This window comes from Cellulomonas sp. NEAU-ZC6 (genome assembly GCF_056844425.1).
On sequence record NZ_JBXFYH010000001.1, the window covers coordinates 765,398 to 780,790 of the forward strand.

Annotated in this window: 15 protein-coding genes; 6 read left to right on the plus strand and 9 right to left on the minus strand. The window is 74.7% G+C overall.

Annotated elements, in window-relative coordinates; translation table 11 throughout:
- Nucleotides 1–38: 38 nt before the first annotated feature.
- The 3 genes from AC1050_RS03595 to ctaC all read right to left on the minus strand — a co-directional run bounded on the left by AC1050_RS03595 (nt 39) and on the right by ctaC (nt 3,216).
- Nucleotides 39–437 carry a cytochrome c oxidase subunit 4 gene (locus AC1050_RS03595; protein ID WP_482387234.1) on the minus strand — a complete coding sequence of 133 codons (399 nt, stop codon included), beginning with the start codon at nt 435–437 and terminating at the stop codon, nt 39–41.
- Nucleotides 438–505: 68 nt separating this feature from the next.
- A complete protein-coding gene (gene ctaD / locus AC1050_RS03600; protein ID WP_482386004.1) occupies nt 506–2,317 on the minus strand; it encodes an aa3-type cytochrome oxidase subunit I in 1,812 nt (603 codons plus the stop codon).
- Nucleotides 2,317–3,216: an aa3-type cytochrome oxidase subunit II gene (ctaC, locus tag AC1050_RS03605; RefSeq protein ID WP_482386005.1), complete on the minus strand. Its 900-nt coding sequence runs from the start codon at nt 3,214–3,216 to the stop codon at nt 2,317–2,319. Before ctaC ends, ctaD begins: the two co-directional genes overlap by 1 nt.
- Nucleotides 3,217–3,462: 246 nt before the next feature.
- On the opposite strand from ctaC, the gene AC1050_RS03610 reads away from it, so the two are divergent.
- Nucleotides 3,463–4,653 (plus strand): cysteine desulfurase family protein, encoded by a 1,191-nt coding sequence (locus AC1050_RS03610; protein ID WP_482386006.1) that lies wholly within the window; start codon nt 3,463–3,465, stop codon nt 4,651–4,653.
- Between the two features lie 75 nt (nt 4,654–4,728).
- Here the strand turns inward: AC1050_RS03610 and erpA are convergent, their stop codons facing one another.
- Entirely contained in the window at nt 4,729–5,079 is a 351-nt protein-coding gene (erpA, locus tag AC1050_RS03615; RefSeq protein WP_482386007.1) for an iron-sulfur cluster insertion protein ErpA, read from the minus strand.
- Nucleotides 5,080–5,294: 215 nt separating this feature from the next.
- Complete coding sequence (locus tag AC1050_RS03620; RefSeq protein ID WP_482386008.1) at nt 5,295–6,581, minus strand: glycerate kinase; 1,287 nt, start codon at nt 6,579–6,581, stop codon at nt 5,295–5,297.
- Nucleotides 6,582–6,653: 72 nt separating this feature from the next.
- Here AC1050_RS03620 and nadA point away from each other — a divergent pair, with 72 nt between their 5' ends.
- Both nadA and AC1050_RS03630 read left to right on the plus strand, forming a co-directional pair.
- Entirely contained in the window at nt 6,654–7,868 is a 1,215-nt protein-coding gene (nadA, locus tag AC1050_RS03625) for a quinolinate synthase NadA (RefSeq protein WP_482386009.1), read from the plus strand.
- A gap of 54 nt (nt 7,869–7,922) precedes the next feature.
- Nucleotides 7,923–8,522, plus strand: a complete 600-nt coding sequence (locus tag AC1050_RS03630) for a DJ-1/PfpI family protein (protein ID WP_482386010.1) — start codon at nt 7,923–7,925, stop codon at nt 8,520–8,522.
- A 172-nt stretch (nt 8,523–8,694) separates the two neighbouring features.
- Here AC1050_RS03630 and AC1050_RS03635 read toward each other — a convergent pair whose 3' ends face one another.
- Nucleotides 8,695–10,083 carry a M20/M25/M40 family metallo-hydrolase gene (locus AC1050_RS03635; protein ID WP_482386011.1) on the minus strand — a complete coding sequence of 463 codons (1,389 nt, stop codon included), beginning with the start codon at nt 10,081–10,083 and terminating at the stop codon, nt 8,695–8,697.
- A 32-nt stretch (nt 10,084–10,115) separates the two neighbouring features.
- Here AC1050_RS03635 and AC1050_RS03640 point away from each other — a divergent pair, with 32 nt between their 5' ends.
- Both AC1050_RS03640 and AC1050_RS03645 read left to right on the plus strand, forming a co-directional pair.
- On the plus strand, nt 10,116–10,733 hold the full coding sequence (locus AC1050_RS03640; RefSeq protein ID WP_482386012.1) for a DUF3043 domain-containing protein: 618 nt from the start codon (nt 10,116–10,118) through the stop codon (nt 10,731–10,733).
- 31 nt (nt 10,734–10,764) lie between these two features.
- The gene (locus tag AC1050_RS03645) at nt 10,765–11,775 is read left to right on the plus strand and encodes an aldo/keto reductase family protein (RefSeq protein ID WP_482386013.1); all 1,011 of its coding nucleotides are present in this window, start codon (nt 10,765–10,767) and stop codon (nt 11,773–11,775) included.
- 64 nt (nt 11,776–11,839) lie between these two features.
- On the opposite strand, the gene yczE is transcribed toward AC1050_RS03645, so the two are convergent.
- Nucleotides 11,840–12,526: a membrane protein YczE gene (gene yczE, locus AC1050_RS03650; protein WP_482386014.1), complete on the minus strand. Its 687-nt coding sequence runs from the start codon at nt 12,524–12,526 to the stop codon at nt 11,840–11,842.
- A 61-nt stretch (nt 12,527–12,587) separates the two neighbouring features.
- Here yczE and yczR point away from each other — a divergent pair, with 61 nt between their 5' ends.
- A complete protein-coding gene (gene yczR, locus AC1050_RS03655) occupies nt 12,588–14,069 on the plus strand; it encodes a MocR-like transcription factor YczR (protein WP_482386015.1) in 1,482 nt (493 codons plus the stop codon).
- Between the two features lie 51 nt (nt 14,070–14,120).
- On the opposite strand, the gene AC1050_RS03660 is transcribed toward yczR, so the two are convergent.
- Together AC1050_RS03660 and AC1050_RS03665 are read right to left on the minus strand one after the other, a co-directional pair.
- Nucleotides 14,121–14,360, minus strand: coding sequence for a hypothetical protein (locus AC1050_RS03660; RefSeq protein WP_482386016.1), 240 nt, complete (start codon nt 14,358–14,360; stop codon nt 14,121–14,123).
- Nucleotides 14,360–15,391 (minus strand): quinone-dependent dihydroorotate dehydrogenase, encoded by a 1,032-nt coding sequence (locus AC1050_RS03665; RefSeq protein WP_482386017.1) that lies wholly within the window; start codon nt 15,389–15,391, stop codon nt 14,360–14,362. Before AC1050_RS03665 ends, AC1050_RS03660 begins: the two co-directional genes overlap by 1 nt.
- Nucleotides 15,392–15,393 lie beyond the last annotated feature (2 nt).

Genomic DNA, 15,393 nt, shown 5'->3' on the forward strand with positions numbered 1-15,393 from the left:
CTCCCTGCGGAGGTGACCGGCCCGTGCGGCGTCCGGCGTCAGTGCGCGTGCTGGCCGCGGGAGAACTCGAAGATCCAGCCGACCAGACCGATGATCCCGAGCGCCACGCCGATGTACAGCAGCCACCAGCCGATGGCCATGCCGAGGAACGCGAGGGCCCCGGCGAAGGCGATCGTGATGGGCCACCAGCTCCACGGGCTGAACACGCCCTGGTCGCCGGCGCCCTCGGCGATGAGCGCCTCCGGGTCGTCCTCCGGACGCGCGTCGATCCGGCGGGCGAGCAGCGCGAGGTAGCCGCCGATCATGCCGACCAGGCCGCCGACCAGCGGGATGCCGACGGTGCCGACGGCCTCGCCGCCGCTCCACCAGGCGTAGACCAGCCCGATCGGGATGAAGAACAGCACGCCGCCGAGGAACAGGTACGGCTCGACCTTCATGGCGTGCCGCGGGCGGGTGCTCGCGTCGCCGTGCACCGACGGGCGGGCGCCGGGCTCGTTGAGGCTGCTCACTTGCGGCCCTCCTCGTCGGTGTCGCTCGGGCGGTCGTCCACGATGGTGGCGCTCGACTGCTCGGGCTCGCCGCCGCCGTGCTCCATGCGGTCGCGGGCCACGCCCTGCTCGCCGGTGCGCTCGGACTCCCAGTCGAAGAACCCGGGGTCGGGCTCGACGTGGTCCATGGCGGCGACCTCGGGGTGGTGCAGGTCGAACGCCGGGCGCTCCGAGCGGATGCGCGGCAGCGACGTGAAGTTGTGCCGCGGCGGCGGGCAGGAGGTGGCCCACTCGAGCGACTGGCCGTAGCCCCACGGGTCGTCGACCGTGACCTTGGGCGCCTTGCGCCAGGTGACGTAGACGTTCCAGAGGAACGGCAGCGTCGAGATCGCGAGGATCATCGAGCCGACGGTGGAGAGCTGGTTCATCCAGGTGAACCCGTCCTCCGGCGAGTAGTCGGCGTACCGGCGGGGCATGCCGATCGCACCCAGCCAGTGCTGGATGAGGAACGTCATGTGGAAGCCCACGAACAGCAGCCAGAAGTGGATCTTGCCGAGGCGCTCGTTGAGCATGCGCCCGGTGAACTTCGGCCACCAGTAGTACATGCCGCCGAACATCATGAACACGACGGTGCCGAACACCACGTAGTGGAAGTGCGCGACGACGAAGTACGTGTCCGAGACGTGGAAGTCGAGGGCCGGGCTGGACAGGATGATGCCCGTCAGGCCACCGAACAGGAAGGTGGTGAGGAAGCCGATCGTCCACAGCATCGGCGTCTCGAACGTGAGCTTGCCGCGCCACATCGTGCCGATCCAGTTGAAGAACTTCACGCCCGTCGGGACGGCGATGAGCATCGTCATCAGCGCGAAGAACGGCAGCAGGACGGCGCCGGTGACGTACATGTGGTGCGCCCACACGGTGACCGACAGGGCGGCGATCGCGATGGTCGCGTACACCAGGCCCTTGTAGCCGAACACGGGCTTGCGGCTGAACACCGGAAGGATCTCGGTCGCGATGCCGAAGAACGGCAGGGCGATGATGTAGACCTCGGGGTGGCCGAAGAACCAGAACAGGTGCTGCCAGAGGATGGCGCCGCCGTTCTCCGGGTTGAACACCTGCGCACCGAGCCGGCGGTCGGCGCCCAGCGCGAACAGCGCGGCGGCCAGCGGCGGGAAGGCCATCAGCACCAGCAGGCTCGTGATGAGCGTGTTCCAGGTGAAGATCGGCATCCGGAACATCGTCATGCCGGGGGCGCGCATGGTGACGATCGTGGTGATGAAGTTGACCGCACCCAAAATCGTGCCGAAACCGGTCAGCGCGAGGCCGAAGACCCAGAGGTCACCACCGGCCCCCGGTGAGTAGACGGAGTTCGACAGCGGTGCGTAGGCGAACCAGCCGAACGACGCCGCGCCCTGCGGGGTGAGGAACCCGGCCGCGGCGATCAGGCCGCCGAACAGGTACAGCCAGAACGAGAAGGCGTTGAGCCGCGGGAACGCGACGTCGGGGGCGCCGATCTGCAGCGGCATGATGATGTTGGCGAACGCGGAGAACAGCGGCGTCGCGAACAGCAGCAGCATGATCGTGCCGTGCATCGTGAAGAGCTGGTTGTACTGCTCCTTGCTCTGCACGATCTGGATGCCGGGCTCGAACAGCTCGGCGCGGATCAGCAGGGCCATCAGGCCGCCGACGGCGAACCAGACGAACGCGGCGATCAGGTACATGTAGCCGATCGTCTTGTGGTCGGTCGACGTGACCCACTTGACGATCGTGCGGCCCAGGGTCTGGCGGCGGGGCGCGAGCCCCGGCACGACCTCGACGGTGGCGGCCATCAGTTCGCTCCCTCTTCGCCCTCGGCGTCCTCGGAACCGTCACCGGTCACGCGGACGTCCTGCAGGCGGTTGTACTCGAGACCCAGCTGACCGTCCTGGCCGGCGTCCCGCAGCTCCTCGACGTGCGCGTCGTACTCGTCGCGCGACACGACCTTCACGTTGAACAGCATCGACGAGTGCTCCTCGCCGCAGAGCTCGGCGCACTTGCCCACGTACTCGCCCTCGACCTGCGGGACGACCTGGAACGTGTTGGTGCGGCCCGGCAGCATGTCCTGCTTGTACAGGAAGGCCGGCACCCAGAACGAGTGGATGACGTCGCGGGAGTCGAGCACGAACTCGACCCGCTCGCCCACGGGCAGGTACAGCGTCGGCTGGTCGGCGAGCACGCCGGTCGCGCCGACCTCCTGCGCGTGCTGGCCGGTGTCGTACACGTCGTCGTCGACGTAGTTGAAGTCCCAGCTCCACTGCTTGCCGATCACCTGGACCGTGAGGTCCGGCTCGGCGCTGCGGTCCTGGATCTCCGACATGTCCCGCGCCGTGTAGTAGAACAGCACGCCCACCATGATGATCGGCAGGATCACGTACATGATCTCGAGCGGCACGTGGTACCGGAGCTGCACGGGGAGCTGGTCGTCGTCCTTGCGCTTCCGGTAGACGGCGACGCACCAGAGGATCAGGCCCCAGACGAGGATGCCCACGAGGAGCGCCGCGATCCAGGAGCCGACCCACAGGTTCGTGATGCGGCCGGTCTGGTTGGTGATCTCGTTGTCCGAGTCACCGGGGAGCCAGCCGCGCTGGACGTCGGGCGAGCAACCGGCGAGCGCGAACGCGACGACGGACGTGAGTCCCGCGACGGCCAGTCGGGTCCGCCTCGGGCGGCGGGGGGTCTGCGAGCGCACCGGGGGCCTTCCACTTCGGTCCCCGTCGCCCTCGACGCCACCGGGCGTTGTCCGACGGGGAAGTCACCTAGGACCAATGTCCTCGATCCCGAGCAGCGTAGCGCGCTGGTCGCGGTGAGGTGGTCCGAGACCCGCGTTTCGGACCCACGAGATGACGCAGTGTCATCTGAATCACGCCGCGGGACGTCGGGCGGATCCGCTGGTACCGGCACGGGTGCGCGCGCACGAGGACGCTAGCGTGCCGGGGTGACCACCTCCCCCGGCCCCGCCGCCGCAGCCGCCCCCGCGCCCGGACGGCGCGTCGTGCTCGACGCCGGCGGCCGCGCACCGGTGCTCCCCGCCGCGCGGCAGGCGTTCCTCGCGGCGCTGGACGAGGGCTGGTCGGACCCGCGGCGGCTGCACACCGAGGGCCGCCGGGCCCGGGCGCTGCTGGACGGCGCCCGTGAGGCCGTCGCGGCGCTGGTCGGCGCCCGCACGGAGGAGGTCGACCTGGCCCCGTCGCTGACGGCGGCGCTGCACGGGGCCGTGCTGACGGTCGCCCGCGGTCGGCGGCGCACGGGCGGCACGGTGGTCGCCTCGGCGGTGGAGCGGATGGCGGTGCTCGACGCGGCGGACCTGGTCGCGGCCACGACGGACGGCGGCGCGCGCGTCACCGTGCCGGCCGACCGCACCGGACGGGTCGACGTCGCGGCCCTCGCCGACGCCGTGGCCCGGCCCGGGGTCGCCCTGCTCGCGGTGCAGCACGCCAACGGCGAGGTCGGCACGCTGCAGCCCCTGGACCAGGTGCACGGGCTCGCGCGGGACGCCGGCGTGCCGCTGCTGGTGGACGCGGGGTCGTCGTTCGGCCACGTCCCCGTCGGGCCGGACTGGGACGTGCTCGCGCTGGACCCCGGCGACGTCGGCGCGGTCCCCGGGGTGGCGGTGCTCGTGACCCGGTCCGGGGTGCGGCGCTCCCCCGTCGCCCCGCGCGACGAGGACCGGTGGTTCCCCGGCGGGGTGTCCGTGCCCGCCGCCCTGGCCGCCGCCGTGGCGCTGCAGTCCGCCGCCGCCCGCGTGCGCTCCGGTGCCGACCCCCGGGCCGCCCTGGTCGACCGGATCCGCGCGCGGGTCGCCGCCGAGGTCCCGGAGGTGGACGTCGCCGGACCCGCCGCGGGGCGGCTGCCGCACGTGCTGACGTTCTCCTGCCTCTACGTCGACGGCGAGGCCGTGGTCACCGCGCTGGACCGCGCCGGGTTCGCCGTCGCCTCGGGGTCGGCGTGCACGTCGGCCACCGACGAGCCGAGCCACGTGCTGGCCGCGATGGGAGCGCTGACCCAGGGCAACGTCCGGCTGTCGCTCCCGGCCGGCACCACCACCGCCGACGTCGAGCGGTTCTGCGACGTGCTGCCGGGCGTCGTCGCCGGCATCCGCCGGGACGCGGGGCTCACCGGGCTCTGAGCCGCACGGACGGCCCGGACGCACGGGAGCCCCGGACCGTGGCGGTCCGGGGCTCCCGTCGGGCGGGGGTGCGGGTCAGGCGAACGAGCCGCCGCACGCGCAGCTGCTGCCGGCGTTCGGGTTGTCGATCGTGAAGCCCTGCTTCTCGATGGTGTCGGCGAAGTCGATCGTGGCGCCCTCGAGGTAGGGGACGCTCATCCGGTCGACGACGACCTCGACGCCGCCGAAGTCCACCAGCGCGTCGCCGTCGAGCACCCGCTCGTCGAAGTACAGCTGGTAGATCAGGCCCGAGCAGCCACCGGGCTGCACCGCGATGCGCAGGCGCAGGTCGTCGCGCCCCTCCTGCTCGAGCAGGCTGCGCACCTTGTCGGCCGCGAAGTCGGTGAGCTGGACGCCGTGCGTCGCGGTCTCGGTGGTCTCGCTCATGGTGTCTCCAGTACGGGTCTCGGCAGCGGTCACCGGCGCACGCTCGCGCACGGGCCGAGGGACGGTCACGACGAGCACAACCGCGCCCCCGCGTGATCTGTTCCCCAATGTACGCCCGCAGCGGGCCGTGACCACGGGACGCGCACGGGACCCGCCCACGGTCCGCCCCCCGCACCGACCCGTGCACCGGTCGGTGCACGGGTCGGTGCAGCCGGTCAGTGCGACCAGGTGCGGGCGATCCGCGGCAGCCGGGCCCGCAGCGCGGCCACCGGGTCCCGGCGCCAGCGCTCGTCGTCGCCCGGGTGCTCCAGCACGGCGAACCCCGCGGCCAGCCCGGCGGCGCCCCAGTCCCGGCGCCCGGTCGCCAGCTGCGCGGCCACGGCGACCGCGGGTACCCCCAGCGGGAGCGCCGCGCGGGCGGCCGCCGCGACCACGCCGTGCTCCAGCGACGCGCCGTCCAGCACGCCGGTCCCGGTCAGCACGAGGTCGGCGGCGGCGGCACGCCCGGCCAGGTCCACCGCGTCGGCCACCCAGGCCGCGCCCTCGACCAGCCGGGCGCCCAGCAGCCCCAGCGCGAACGCCGCGCCGCCCCCCGCGCCGGAGCCCGGGGCGAGCGCCGCGCGGGACGCCGCGGCCCGTGCCGCACCCCGCGGACCGGGCGCCCCCGGCCCGCCGCCGAGCAGGTCCCGCCCCGCCAGGTCCGCGCGGGCCCCGGCGTCGGCCGCGGCACCGGCGGCGTGCACGAACGCCCCGACCGCGCGCTCGGCCGCCTGCGCGGTGGCGGCGTCGGCCCGGCGCGCCTCCGCCAGGTCCGCCGAGACCCCGCCCAGCCCGAGCAGCGGCAGGTCGTGCGCGTGCAGCGCGACCAGGTCCCGGCCGCGCAGCGCGGCCCGCAGCTCGACGATCGCCCCGAGGTCTGCCGCCGTGAGCCCGCTCGCGGCGTCCAGCCCCCGGGCGGCGGTCGCGGGCGCCGCGCCGAGCGCGGCCAGCAGCCCGGCGCCGGCGTCGTGCGCGACGGTCCGCCGGCCGCCGAGCCCGACGACGACCCGGCCCGCACCCGTGTCCAGCGCCGCGGCGAGCAGCGCGCCGAACCCCGCCGACGTGCCGGCGGCCACCGGCAGCGCGGCCGGGTCGGCGGCCCCGAGCGCCAGCGCGCCGTCGACGTACGCGGTCCGCGCCCCCGACGGCTCGGCGACGACCAGCACCGCGCCCGGCACGACCTCGCCGTGCGCGTCGGTCGTGGTGACGGACAGCAGCTCGCCCCCGCGTGCGGCCCGGATCGCGTCGAGCAGCCCGGGGCCGCCGTCCGACAGCGGGAGCGGCTCCAGGACATCGCCCGGCACCGCGTCGCGCCACCCGTCGACGATCGCGGCCACGGCCTCGGCGGCGGTGAGCACGGGCCAGGGGTCCGCGCGCACCGTCCGCCCCGCGGCTCCGCGCGGCACGGGCGGGCCCTCCTCGGGCCGCGCGTCGAACCGTCCGGGGGCGACGAGCACGTGCACGGCGCGATCCTCGCACGCCGCGCCCGCGCCGGGTGGCCGCCGGTCCTGGTCACCGCGCCGGGAGGCTGTGGGATGATCCTGCGCGTGACTCTGCTCGCCCCCGAGGCCGCCTTCGCCGAGCCCGCGCCGTCCGCCCTGCTGCTGCTGGGCCAGGGCGCCGACCTCGCCTCCGAGCGCGGCGTCGAGTGCGTCGGCGGCCTGCCCGCCGCGTCCGACCCCGACCTGGTCGACCGGGCGCGCGCCGCCCGTGCCGCGCTGGGCGACCGCGCGTTCGTGCTCGGGCACCACTACCAGCGCGACGAGGTCATCGACTTCGCCGACGTCACGGGCGACTCCTTCAAGCTCGCGCGCGAGGCCGCCGCCCGGCCCGACGCCGAGTTCATCCTGTTCTGCGGCGTGCACTTCATGGCCGAGTCGGCGGACATCCTCACGTCCGACCGCCAGCAGGTGGTGCTGCCCGACATGGCCGCCGGCTGCTCGATGGCCGACATGGCCGCGATCGACCAGGTCGAGGACGCCTGGGACGTGCTGGTCGAGGCGGGGATCGCCGAGGACACGGTCCCCGTCACCTACATGAACTCGACGGCCGCCATCAAGGCGTTCACCGGCCGGCACGGCGGCACCGTCTGCACCTCCTCCAACGCGCACGTCGCGCTGCGCTGGGCGTTCGACCAGGTCGGCGGCGTCGACGGCACGGGCAAGGTGCTGTTCATGCCCGACCAGCACCTCGGCCGGAACACCGCGGTGCTCGCGCTCGGCATCCCGCTCGAGGCGTGCGTCGTGTTCGACCCGCGCAAGCCGAACGGCGGCCTCACCACCCAGCAGCTCCGCGACGCGCGGATGATCCTCTGGCGCGGCCACTGCTCCGTGCACGGCCGGTTCTCCGCGCAGAACCTGGTCGACGTCCGCGCGGCCGTCCCGGACGTCACCGTGCTGGTGCACCCGGAGTGCAAGCACGAGGTCGTCACGGGCGCGGACATGGTCGGGTCGACGGAGTACATCATCCAGGCGCTGGACGCGGCCCCGGCCGGGTCGTCGTGGGCCATCGGCACCGAGCTCAACCTGGTCCGCCGGCTCGCCGCCGCGCACCCGGACAAGCAGATCTCCTACCTCGACTCCACGGTCTGCTTCTGCTCGACGATGAACCGGATCGACCTGCCGCACCTCGTGTGGGCGATGGAGTCGCTGCGCGACGGGCGCGTCCCGAACCGGATCGTGGTCGACGCCGACGTCGCGCACTGGGCCCGGGTCGCGCTCGACCAGATGCTGGCCCTGCCGGGGTACTGAGCCGACCGCACGCACCGAGGAGCCGACGACGACGTCGGAGCGAGGGGGACGCACATGAGCACCGGGCACCCGCTGCGCGTGGGGATCGTCGTGTTCGACGACGCGGAGGAGCTGGACGTCGTCGGGCCGTACGACGTGCTCGCGGCCTGGGCGCAGGAGTCGGCGCTGCGGCCCGAGGTGGTGACCTTCTCCGCGGACGGCAACGGCGTGCGCTGCGCCAAGGGCCTGCGGCTCGTGCCGGACGCGGGGCGCGACGACGTCGGCCCGCTGCACGTCCTGGTGCACCCGGGCGGTCGCGGCACCCGTCCGCTGACCCGGGACGCCGAGCACCTGGCCTGGGTCCGCGCGCTCCGGCAGGACACCCCGCTGATGACCTCCGTGTGCACCGGGGCGCTGGTGTACGCCGCCGCCGGCCTGCTCGCGGGCCGGCCGGCGACCACCCACCGCGACGCGTTCGACGAGCTCGCGCTGCTGGACCCCAGCGTGCTGGTCGACACCGAGGCGCGGTTCGTCGACGACGGCGACGTGGTGACGTCGGCGGGCGTGTCCGCGGGGATCGACATGGCGCTGCACCTCGTGGCGCGCCTGGAGTCCGCCGACGCCGCCCGGGCCGTCCGGCACGCGATCCAGTACGACCCCGCTCCCCCGGTCTGACCCGCACCCGCACCCGCACCCGCACCGAGTGTCCACGAACCCGGGCCAGATGTCCGAGATGTCCGGGAATTTGTGGACACTCGACGACACGACCCGGGCGCGGGAACGGGCAGCGCGGTGCAGGTGGGCCCGGGGGGCGCGGGCGTCGGCCCGCGCCCCCCGGGACCCGGGGTCAGGCCAGGCGCGTCAGGAGCAGCGCCTCGGCCAGCACGACCTTCTCCAGCTCGCCGAGGTGCACCGACTCGTTCGCGCCGTGCGCCCGCGAGTCGGGGTCCTCGACGCCGGTGACGAGGATGGCCGCGTCCGGGTAGACCTCGAGCAGGTCGGCGATGAACGGGATCGAGCCGCCGATGCCGATGTCGACCGGCTCGGTGCCCCAGGCGTCGGCGAACGCGGCGCGCGCGGCCCGCATCGCCGGGTTGTCGGCGGGCGCCTGGAACGGCTTGCCCAGCTCGCCGTCGCGCACGGTGACGCGGGCGCCGAACGGGGCGTGCGCCTCCAGGTGCGCGCGCAGCGCGGCGAGCCCGGCGGCCGGGTCCTGCCCGGGGGCGATCCGCATGGACAGCTTGGCGGTCGCCTTCGGGGTGATCGTGTTCGACGCCGTCGCGACCCGCGGGGCGTCCAGGCCGATGACCGCGATGGTCGGGCGGGTCCACAGCCGCGCGGTGAGCGGGCCGGTGCCGGCGAGGGTCACGCCGTCCAGCACGCTCGCGTCGGCGCGGAACGCGGCCTCGTCGTAGTCGACGGCCGGGTCGGGCGCCGTGACCAGGCCCTCGACCGCGACGTCGCCCGCGTCGTCGTGCAGCGTCGCGATCAGGCGGGACAGCAGCGTCACGGCGTCGAGCACCGGGCCGCCGAACATGCCGGAGTGCACGGCGTGGTCGAGCACCGCGACCTCGACCTCCAGGTCGACCAGGCCGCGCAGCGACGTGGTCAGGCCGGGGACGCCGACCTTCCAGTTGGACGAGTCCGCGACCACGATGACGTCGGCGGCCAGCAGGTCGGAGTACGTGTGCAGGAACCGGGTGAAGGACGGCGAGCCGACCTCCTCCTCGCCCTCGACGAACACCGTGACGCCCACGCCGAGCTCGTCACCGAGCACGCGCAGCGCGCCGAGGTGCGCCACGACGCCGGCCTTGTCGTCCGCGGCGCCGCGGCCGAACAGCCGGCCGTCGCGCTCGGTGGGCTCGAACGGGTCGGTGTCCCAGTCGTCCGCCGAGCCGGGCGGCTGCACGTCGTGGTGCGCGTAGAGCAGCACCGTCGGGGCGCCGGCGGGCGCGGGCCGGCGGGCGACGACGGCGGGCGCACCGGGCGTGCCGTCGGGCCGCTCGACGGACAGGATCTGCACCTCGGGCAGGCCGGCCTCGCCGAGCAGCCGGGCGACGTGCTCGGCGCTGGCGGCGACGTGCGCCTGGTCGAAGTCGGCGTTGGAGACGCTCGGCACCCGGACGAGGGCCTCGAGGTCGGCGCGGACGCCGGCGAACGCAGCAGCCACGCGGGCGCGCAGGTCCTCGACCTGCGGCGCGGCGGACGGGGACGGGGTGGCGGTGGGCTCTGTCACGGACCGCCACGCTACTCGACTACCCTGGAGGGGTGTTCGGACGCAGCAAGGACAGCACGGTCCCGACGGACTCGGTGGAGCAGGTGCCCCTGACCCAGGAGACGCCCGGGACCATCGAGGGACCCGGCGGCAAGGGCCGCCCCACCCCCAAGCGGAAGGTCGCCGAGGCGGCCAACCGCCGCCCGCTCGTGCCCCAGGACCGCAAGGCCGCGGCCAAGGAGGCGAAGGCGGCGCAGCGCGTCGAGCGCGACCGGCAGTACGCCGCGATGCAGACGGGCGACGAGCGCTACCTGCCCGCCAAGGACAAGGGCCCGGTGCGCCGGTACGTCCGGCAGTACGTCGACGCCCGCTGGAGCCTGGGCGAGCTGTTCCTGCCGGTGGCCATCGTCATGCTGCTGCTCAACATGCTGCTGACGTCGGTCAGCCCGGAGCTCGCGTTCCTCGGGCTCGTGGTGCTGTACCTGTTCATCGTCGGCATGGTCGTGGACGTCGCCATCATGTGGCGCCGGCTGCGCAAGAAGCTCGTCGCCAAGTTCGGCGACGACGCGATCCAGCGCGGCCTGATGATGTACGCGATCACCCGCGTGTTCCAGATCCGCCGCGCGCGGCTGCCCAAGCCGCAGGTCAAGCACGGCGAGTACCCGGAGTAGCACTCCCGCGACACCGGCCTAGGGTGGTGGCATGGTCAACTACCGCCACCTGGGCCGCTCCGGCCTCAAGATCTCCGAGATCACCTACGGCAACTGGCTCACGCACGGCTCGCAGGTCGAGAACGACGCCGCGACCGCCTGCGTCCGGGCCGCCCTCGACAACGGCATCACCACCTTCGACACCGCGGACGCCTACGCGAACACGGTCGCCGAGGAGGTGCTGGGCGAGGCCCTCAAGGGCGAGCGCCGGCAGTCGCTCGAGATCTTCACGAAGGTCTACTGGCCGACCGGCCCCAAGGGCCCGAACGACTCCGGCCTCTCCCGCAAGCACATCATGGAGTCGATCGACGGCTCCCTGCAGCGCCTGCAGACCGACTACGTCGACCTGTACCAGGCGCACCGCTACGACCACGCGACGCCGCTCGAGGAGACGATGCAGGCGTTCGCCGACGTCGTCCGCTCCGGCAAGGCGCTGTACATCGGCGTGAGCGAGTGGACCGCGGACCAGATCCGCGCCGGCCACGCGCTGTCGCAGGAGCTCGGCTTCCAGCTGATCTCGAACCAGCCGCAGTACTCCGCGCTCTGGCGCGTCATCGAGGGCCAGGTCGTCCCGACGTCCGAGGAGCTCGGGCTGTCGCAGATCGTCTGGTCCCCCGTCGCCCAGGGCGTGCTCACCGGCAAGTACAAGCCGGGCCAGCCGCTGCCCGAGGGCTCGCGCGCCACGGACGAGAAGGGCGGCGCGAACACGATCAAGCGCTTCCTGGACCAGCCGAACGTGCTGCAGCGGGTGCAGGACCTGACCCCGGTCGCCCAGGAGCTCGGGCTGTCGCTCGCGCAGCTGGCGGTGGCCTGGGTGCTGCAGAACCAGAACGTCGCCGCGGCGATCATCGGGGCCTCGCGCCCGGAGCAGGTCGTCGAGAACGTCAAGGCGTCCGGGGTGGAGATCCCCGCCGAGCTGATGACGCGGATCGACGAGATCCTCGGCGACGCCGTGATCTCGGACCCGGCGGAGACGGCGAAGAGCTCGCCCGCCGCGCGCTGACGTCAGAACGCCCAGCACCGGGCCCCGTCGCTCCCCCGGAGCGGCGGGGCCCGTGCCGTGCGCCCTAGCGGCCCTCGCCCGGCTCGGCCGGCTCCTGCGCCGCGACGGCCGGCGGCACCGGCACCGTCAGGCGGGGCAGCAGCACGTGGATCAGCGGGCCGATGCCCAGCGCGTACGCCACCGTCGCGAGCCCGACGGTGCCACCGAGCAGCCAGCCGACCGCGACCACGGTGACCTCGATCGCGATCCGGACCGGGCCGACCGGCCACCCGGTGCGCGCGACCAGGCCGGTCATCAGCCCGTCCCGCGGGCCGGGGCCGAGCCGTGCGCCGATGTACAGGGAGCTGGCCACGCCGTTCAGCAGGATGCCGGCGACGACCAGCCCGATCCGCCCGGGCAGCGGCAGCGGGTCCGGGAGCAGGTCCAGCAGCGCCAGCACCGGGTCGATCAGCACGCCGATCACCAGCACGTTGGCGACCGTGCCGATGCCGGGCTTCTGCCGCAGCGGCCACCAGCAGACCAGGATCAGCACGCTGAGCACGACCGTCACGGTGCCGAGCGACCAGCCGATCTGCCGGGAGACGCCCTGGCTCAGCACGTCCCAGGGCATGTTGCCGAGGCCGGAGTGCACGAGCAGCCCGATCGACACGGCGTAGAGCACGAGCCCGACGACGAGCTGCACCCCGCGCCGGACGGCCCGGGACCGCACCGGGGTGCGCGGGGTGGTGGAGGCGGAGGTCTGCGGCGTCATGGCCTCATCCTGTGGCACGACCGGCCTTCCCTTCGATAGCCACTTGCGCAAGAGTGGCCTCATGTCCACGCTCCTCGTCTCCGACCGCCGGATCGGCGGCACGGGCCTGGCCCAGGTCGTCGGCCGGTGGCGCCGCCCCGGACCGGCGTACGCCGCGCTCGCCGACGCCGTGCGCCGCGCCGTGCTGGCCGGCGACCTGCCGCTCGCCACCCGCGTGCCCGGCGAGCGGGAGCTGGCGGCCGCGCTCGGCGTCTCCCGCACCACGACCTCGGGAGCGTACGGGCTGCTGCGCGACGAGGGGTACCTGGTGAGCCGGCAGGGCTCGGGCACGGTGACCGCGCTGCCGCCCGGGGCCCCGGCCGCGCAGGGCGGTCACCGTACCCGTCCCGCGCTCCCGGTGCACCGGCCCCTGGACCCCGCGGGCGTGGTCGACCTGACCATCGCGGCCTGCGCCCCGCCGCGGGACCTGCACGGCGCCGCCCGCCGTGCCGTCGACCGGCTGCCCGCGCACGCCGGGCACGGCTACGCGCCGCTCGGGCTGGACGTGCTGCGCGAGGCGGTCGCCGACCGCTACACGGCCCGCGGTGTGCCGACCTCCCCGGGCCAGGTGCTGATCACGACCGGGGCGCAGCACGCCATCGCCCTGCTGATGGCGACGCACGCCGGCCCGGGCGACCGCGTCGTGGTGGAGCAGCCGACGTACCCGCACGCCATCGAGGCCGTGCGGGCCGCCGGTGCGCGCCCGGTGCCGGTCCCGACCGGCGTGGACGGCGTCGACCTGGACCTGCTGGAGTCGACGGTGCGGCAGGTGGCGCCGCGCCTGGTGTACCTGGTCCCCGACCACCACAACCCGACCGGCGGCACCCTCGACGAGGCCGGCCGCGCGCGCGTCCGCGACCTCGCCCGGCGGACCGGCACGGTCGTCGCCGGGGACGAGGTGCTGACCGACCTGACGCTCGACGGGCCGGCTCCCGCGCCGTGGGCCGGCGACGGGACCGGCAGCCGCGTGGTCGCGATCGGGTCGATGTCCAAGAGCCACTGGGGCGGGCTCCGGGTCGGCTGGCTCCGCGGCCCGGCGAACCTGGTGACCCGGCTCGCGCTCGCGCGGCGCAGCGCCGACCTGGGGACGGCGGTGCTGGACCAGCTGGTCGCCGTCGAGCTGCTCCGGCTGGGCGACGGTCCGCTCGAGGAGCGGCGCGCGCACCTGCGGGCCGGTCGGGACCTGCTGTCCGGGCTGCTGGCCGATCGGCTGCCCGGGTGGCGGTTCTCGGTGCCGGCCGGCGGCCAGTCCCTCTGGGTGGACCTCGGGGCACCCGTCTCGTCCGCGCTCAGCGCCCTCGCGCTGGCGCACGGCGTCCGGGTCGCGCCCGGGCCGTCGTTCGGCGTCGACGGCGGGCTGGAGGACCGGATCCGGCTGCCGTTCACCGCGGGGCCGGAGGCGCTGCGCACCGCGGTGGACGGGCTGGCCCTCGCCTGGGCGGCCCTGGGCGCGCCGGGGCGGGGCGAGCCGGGTGCGGCGATCGCGCCGAGCGCGTTCGTCTGATGCGCGCGAGGCCCGGGTCCCCAACGCCCCCGACGAGTCCGGCGGCCGCGGTCAGTCCCGGGGGCGCACCGTCATCTGCTCGGGCACCGCGGTCAGGTCGTGGGCGGGCGGCACGGCGGTCCCGTCGTTGCGCAGCAGCGCGGTGCGGACGCCCTGGTCGCGCAGCGCCCGCCACTGGGCGCCGAGCCACTCCTCGGCGTCGTAGCGGGTGGTGAACACCGGCGACAGCGGCCGGTCCAGCGGCCCGTCGGGGCCTGCCAGCTCCCACGCCCACTGCGGGTGCAGCACCATCACGCCGCACCCCCGGCGAGCCCGCGGCCGATCCGCCGGGGCCAGAACGGGCCCTCGTAGATGAACCCCGTGTACCCCTGCACCAGGTCGGCACCCGCGGCCAGGTACGCGCGGGCGTCGGCCGGCGTGGTGATGCCGCCGACGCCGATCACCACGGGCCCCTGGCCCAGGCGGTGCCGCAGGCGCGCGACGACCACCAGGCCGCGCTCGAGCAGCGGCGGCCCGGACAGGCCGCCCTCCCCCAGGTCGTGCGCGATCGTCGTGTTCACCGCCACCACGCCGTCCAGGCCGAGCTCGGTCACCAGGTCCGCCACGGCGTCGACGTCGGCGTCCGCGAGGTCGGGGGCGATCTTGACCAGCAGCGGGACGCGCGGGCGGCCGGCGTCGGCCGCCGCCTCGTCCGCGGCGACGCGCGCCGCCTGCAGGATCGGGCGCAGCGCGTCCACGGACTGCAGGTCGCGCAGCCCCGGCGTGTTCGGCGAGGACACGTTGACCACCAGGTAGTCCGCGTACGGCGCGAGGTGCCCGGCGCTGGTCGCGTAGTCGTCGGCGGCGTCCTCGGGTGCGGTGACCTTGGTCTTGCCGATGTTCACGCCGACCACGTACGACCGGCCCCGCGGCGTGGAGCGCAGCTGCCGCAGGCGCTTCGCCACGGCGACCGCGCCCTCGTTGTTGAAGCCCATCCGGTTGCGCAGCCCCCGGCGGTCCAGCACGCGCCACAGCCGCGGCGCCTCGTTGCCCGGCTGCGGCCACGCTGTGACCGTGCCGACCTCGACGAAGCCGAACCCCAGCATCGTCAGCCCCGGGACGCCGACGGCGTTCTTGTCGAAGCCCGCGGCCACCCCGAACGGCGACGGGAACGTCCGGCCCAGGACCTGGACGGCTCCCGCCGGCGGCGTCGCGAACACGGAGCGCAGCGCCCCGCTGACGACGGGGACGCGTGCGGCGGCGCGGATGGCGCCGAAGGCGAGGTGGTGCGCCTGCTCGGGGTCGATGCGGGAGAAGACCTGGCGGAAGAGGAGCCCGTACACGT

Excerpts from the sequence above, each read along its gene's own strand:
- AC1050_RS03595 (WP_482387234.1), bottom strand. The coding sequence starts at position 437 with ATGAAGGTCGAGCCGTACCTGTTCCTCGGCGGCGTGCTGTTCTTCATC.
- ctaD (WP_482386004.1), bottom strand. The coding sequence starts at position 2,317 with ATGGCCGCCACCGTCGAGGTCGTGCCGGGGCTCGCGCCCCGCCGCCAG.
- erpA (WP_482386007.1), bottom strand. The coding sequence starts at position 5,079 with ATGAGCGAGACCACCGAGACCGCGACGCACGGCGTCCAGCTCACCGAC.
- nadA (WP_482386009.1), top strand. The coding sequence starts at position 6,654 with ATGATCCTGCGCGTGACTCTGCTCGCCCCCGAGGCCGCCTTCGCCGAG.
- AC1050_RS03630 (WP_482386010.1), top strand. The coding sequence starts at position 7,923 with ATGAGCACCGGGCACCCGCTGCGCGTGGGGATCGTCGTGTTCGACGAC.
- AC1050_RS03645 (WP_482386013.1), top strand. The coding sequence starts at position 10,765 with ATGGTCAACTACCGCCACCTGGGCCGCTCCGGCCTCAAGATCTCCGAG.
- yczE (WP_482386014.1), bottom strand. The coding sequence starts at position 12,526 with ATGACGCCGCAGACCTCCGCCTCCACCACCCCGCGCACCCCGGTGCGG.
- yczR (WP_482386015.1), top strand. The coding sequence starts at position 12,588 with ATGTCCACGCTCCTCGTCTCCGACCGCCGGATCGGCGGCACGGGCCTG.
- AC1050_RS03660 (WP_482386016.1), bottom strand. The coding sequence starts at position 14,360 with ATGGTGCTGCACCCGCAGTGGGCGTGGGAGCTGGCAGGCCCCGACGGG.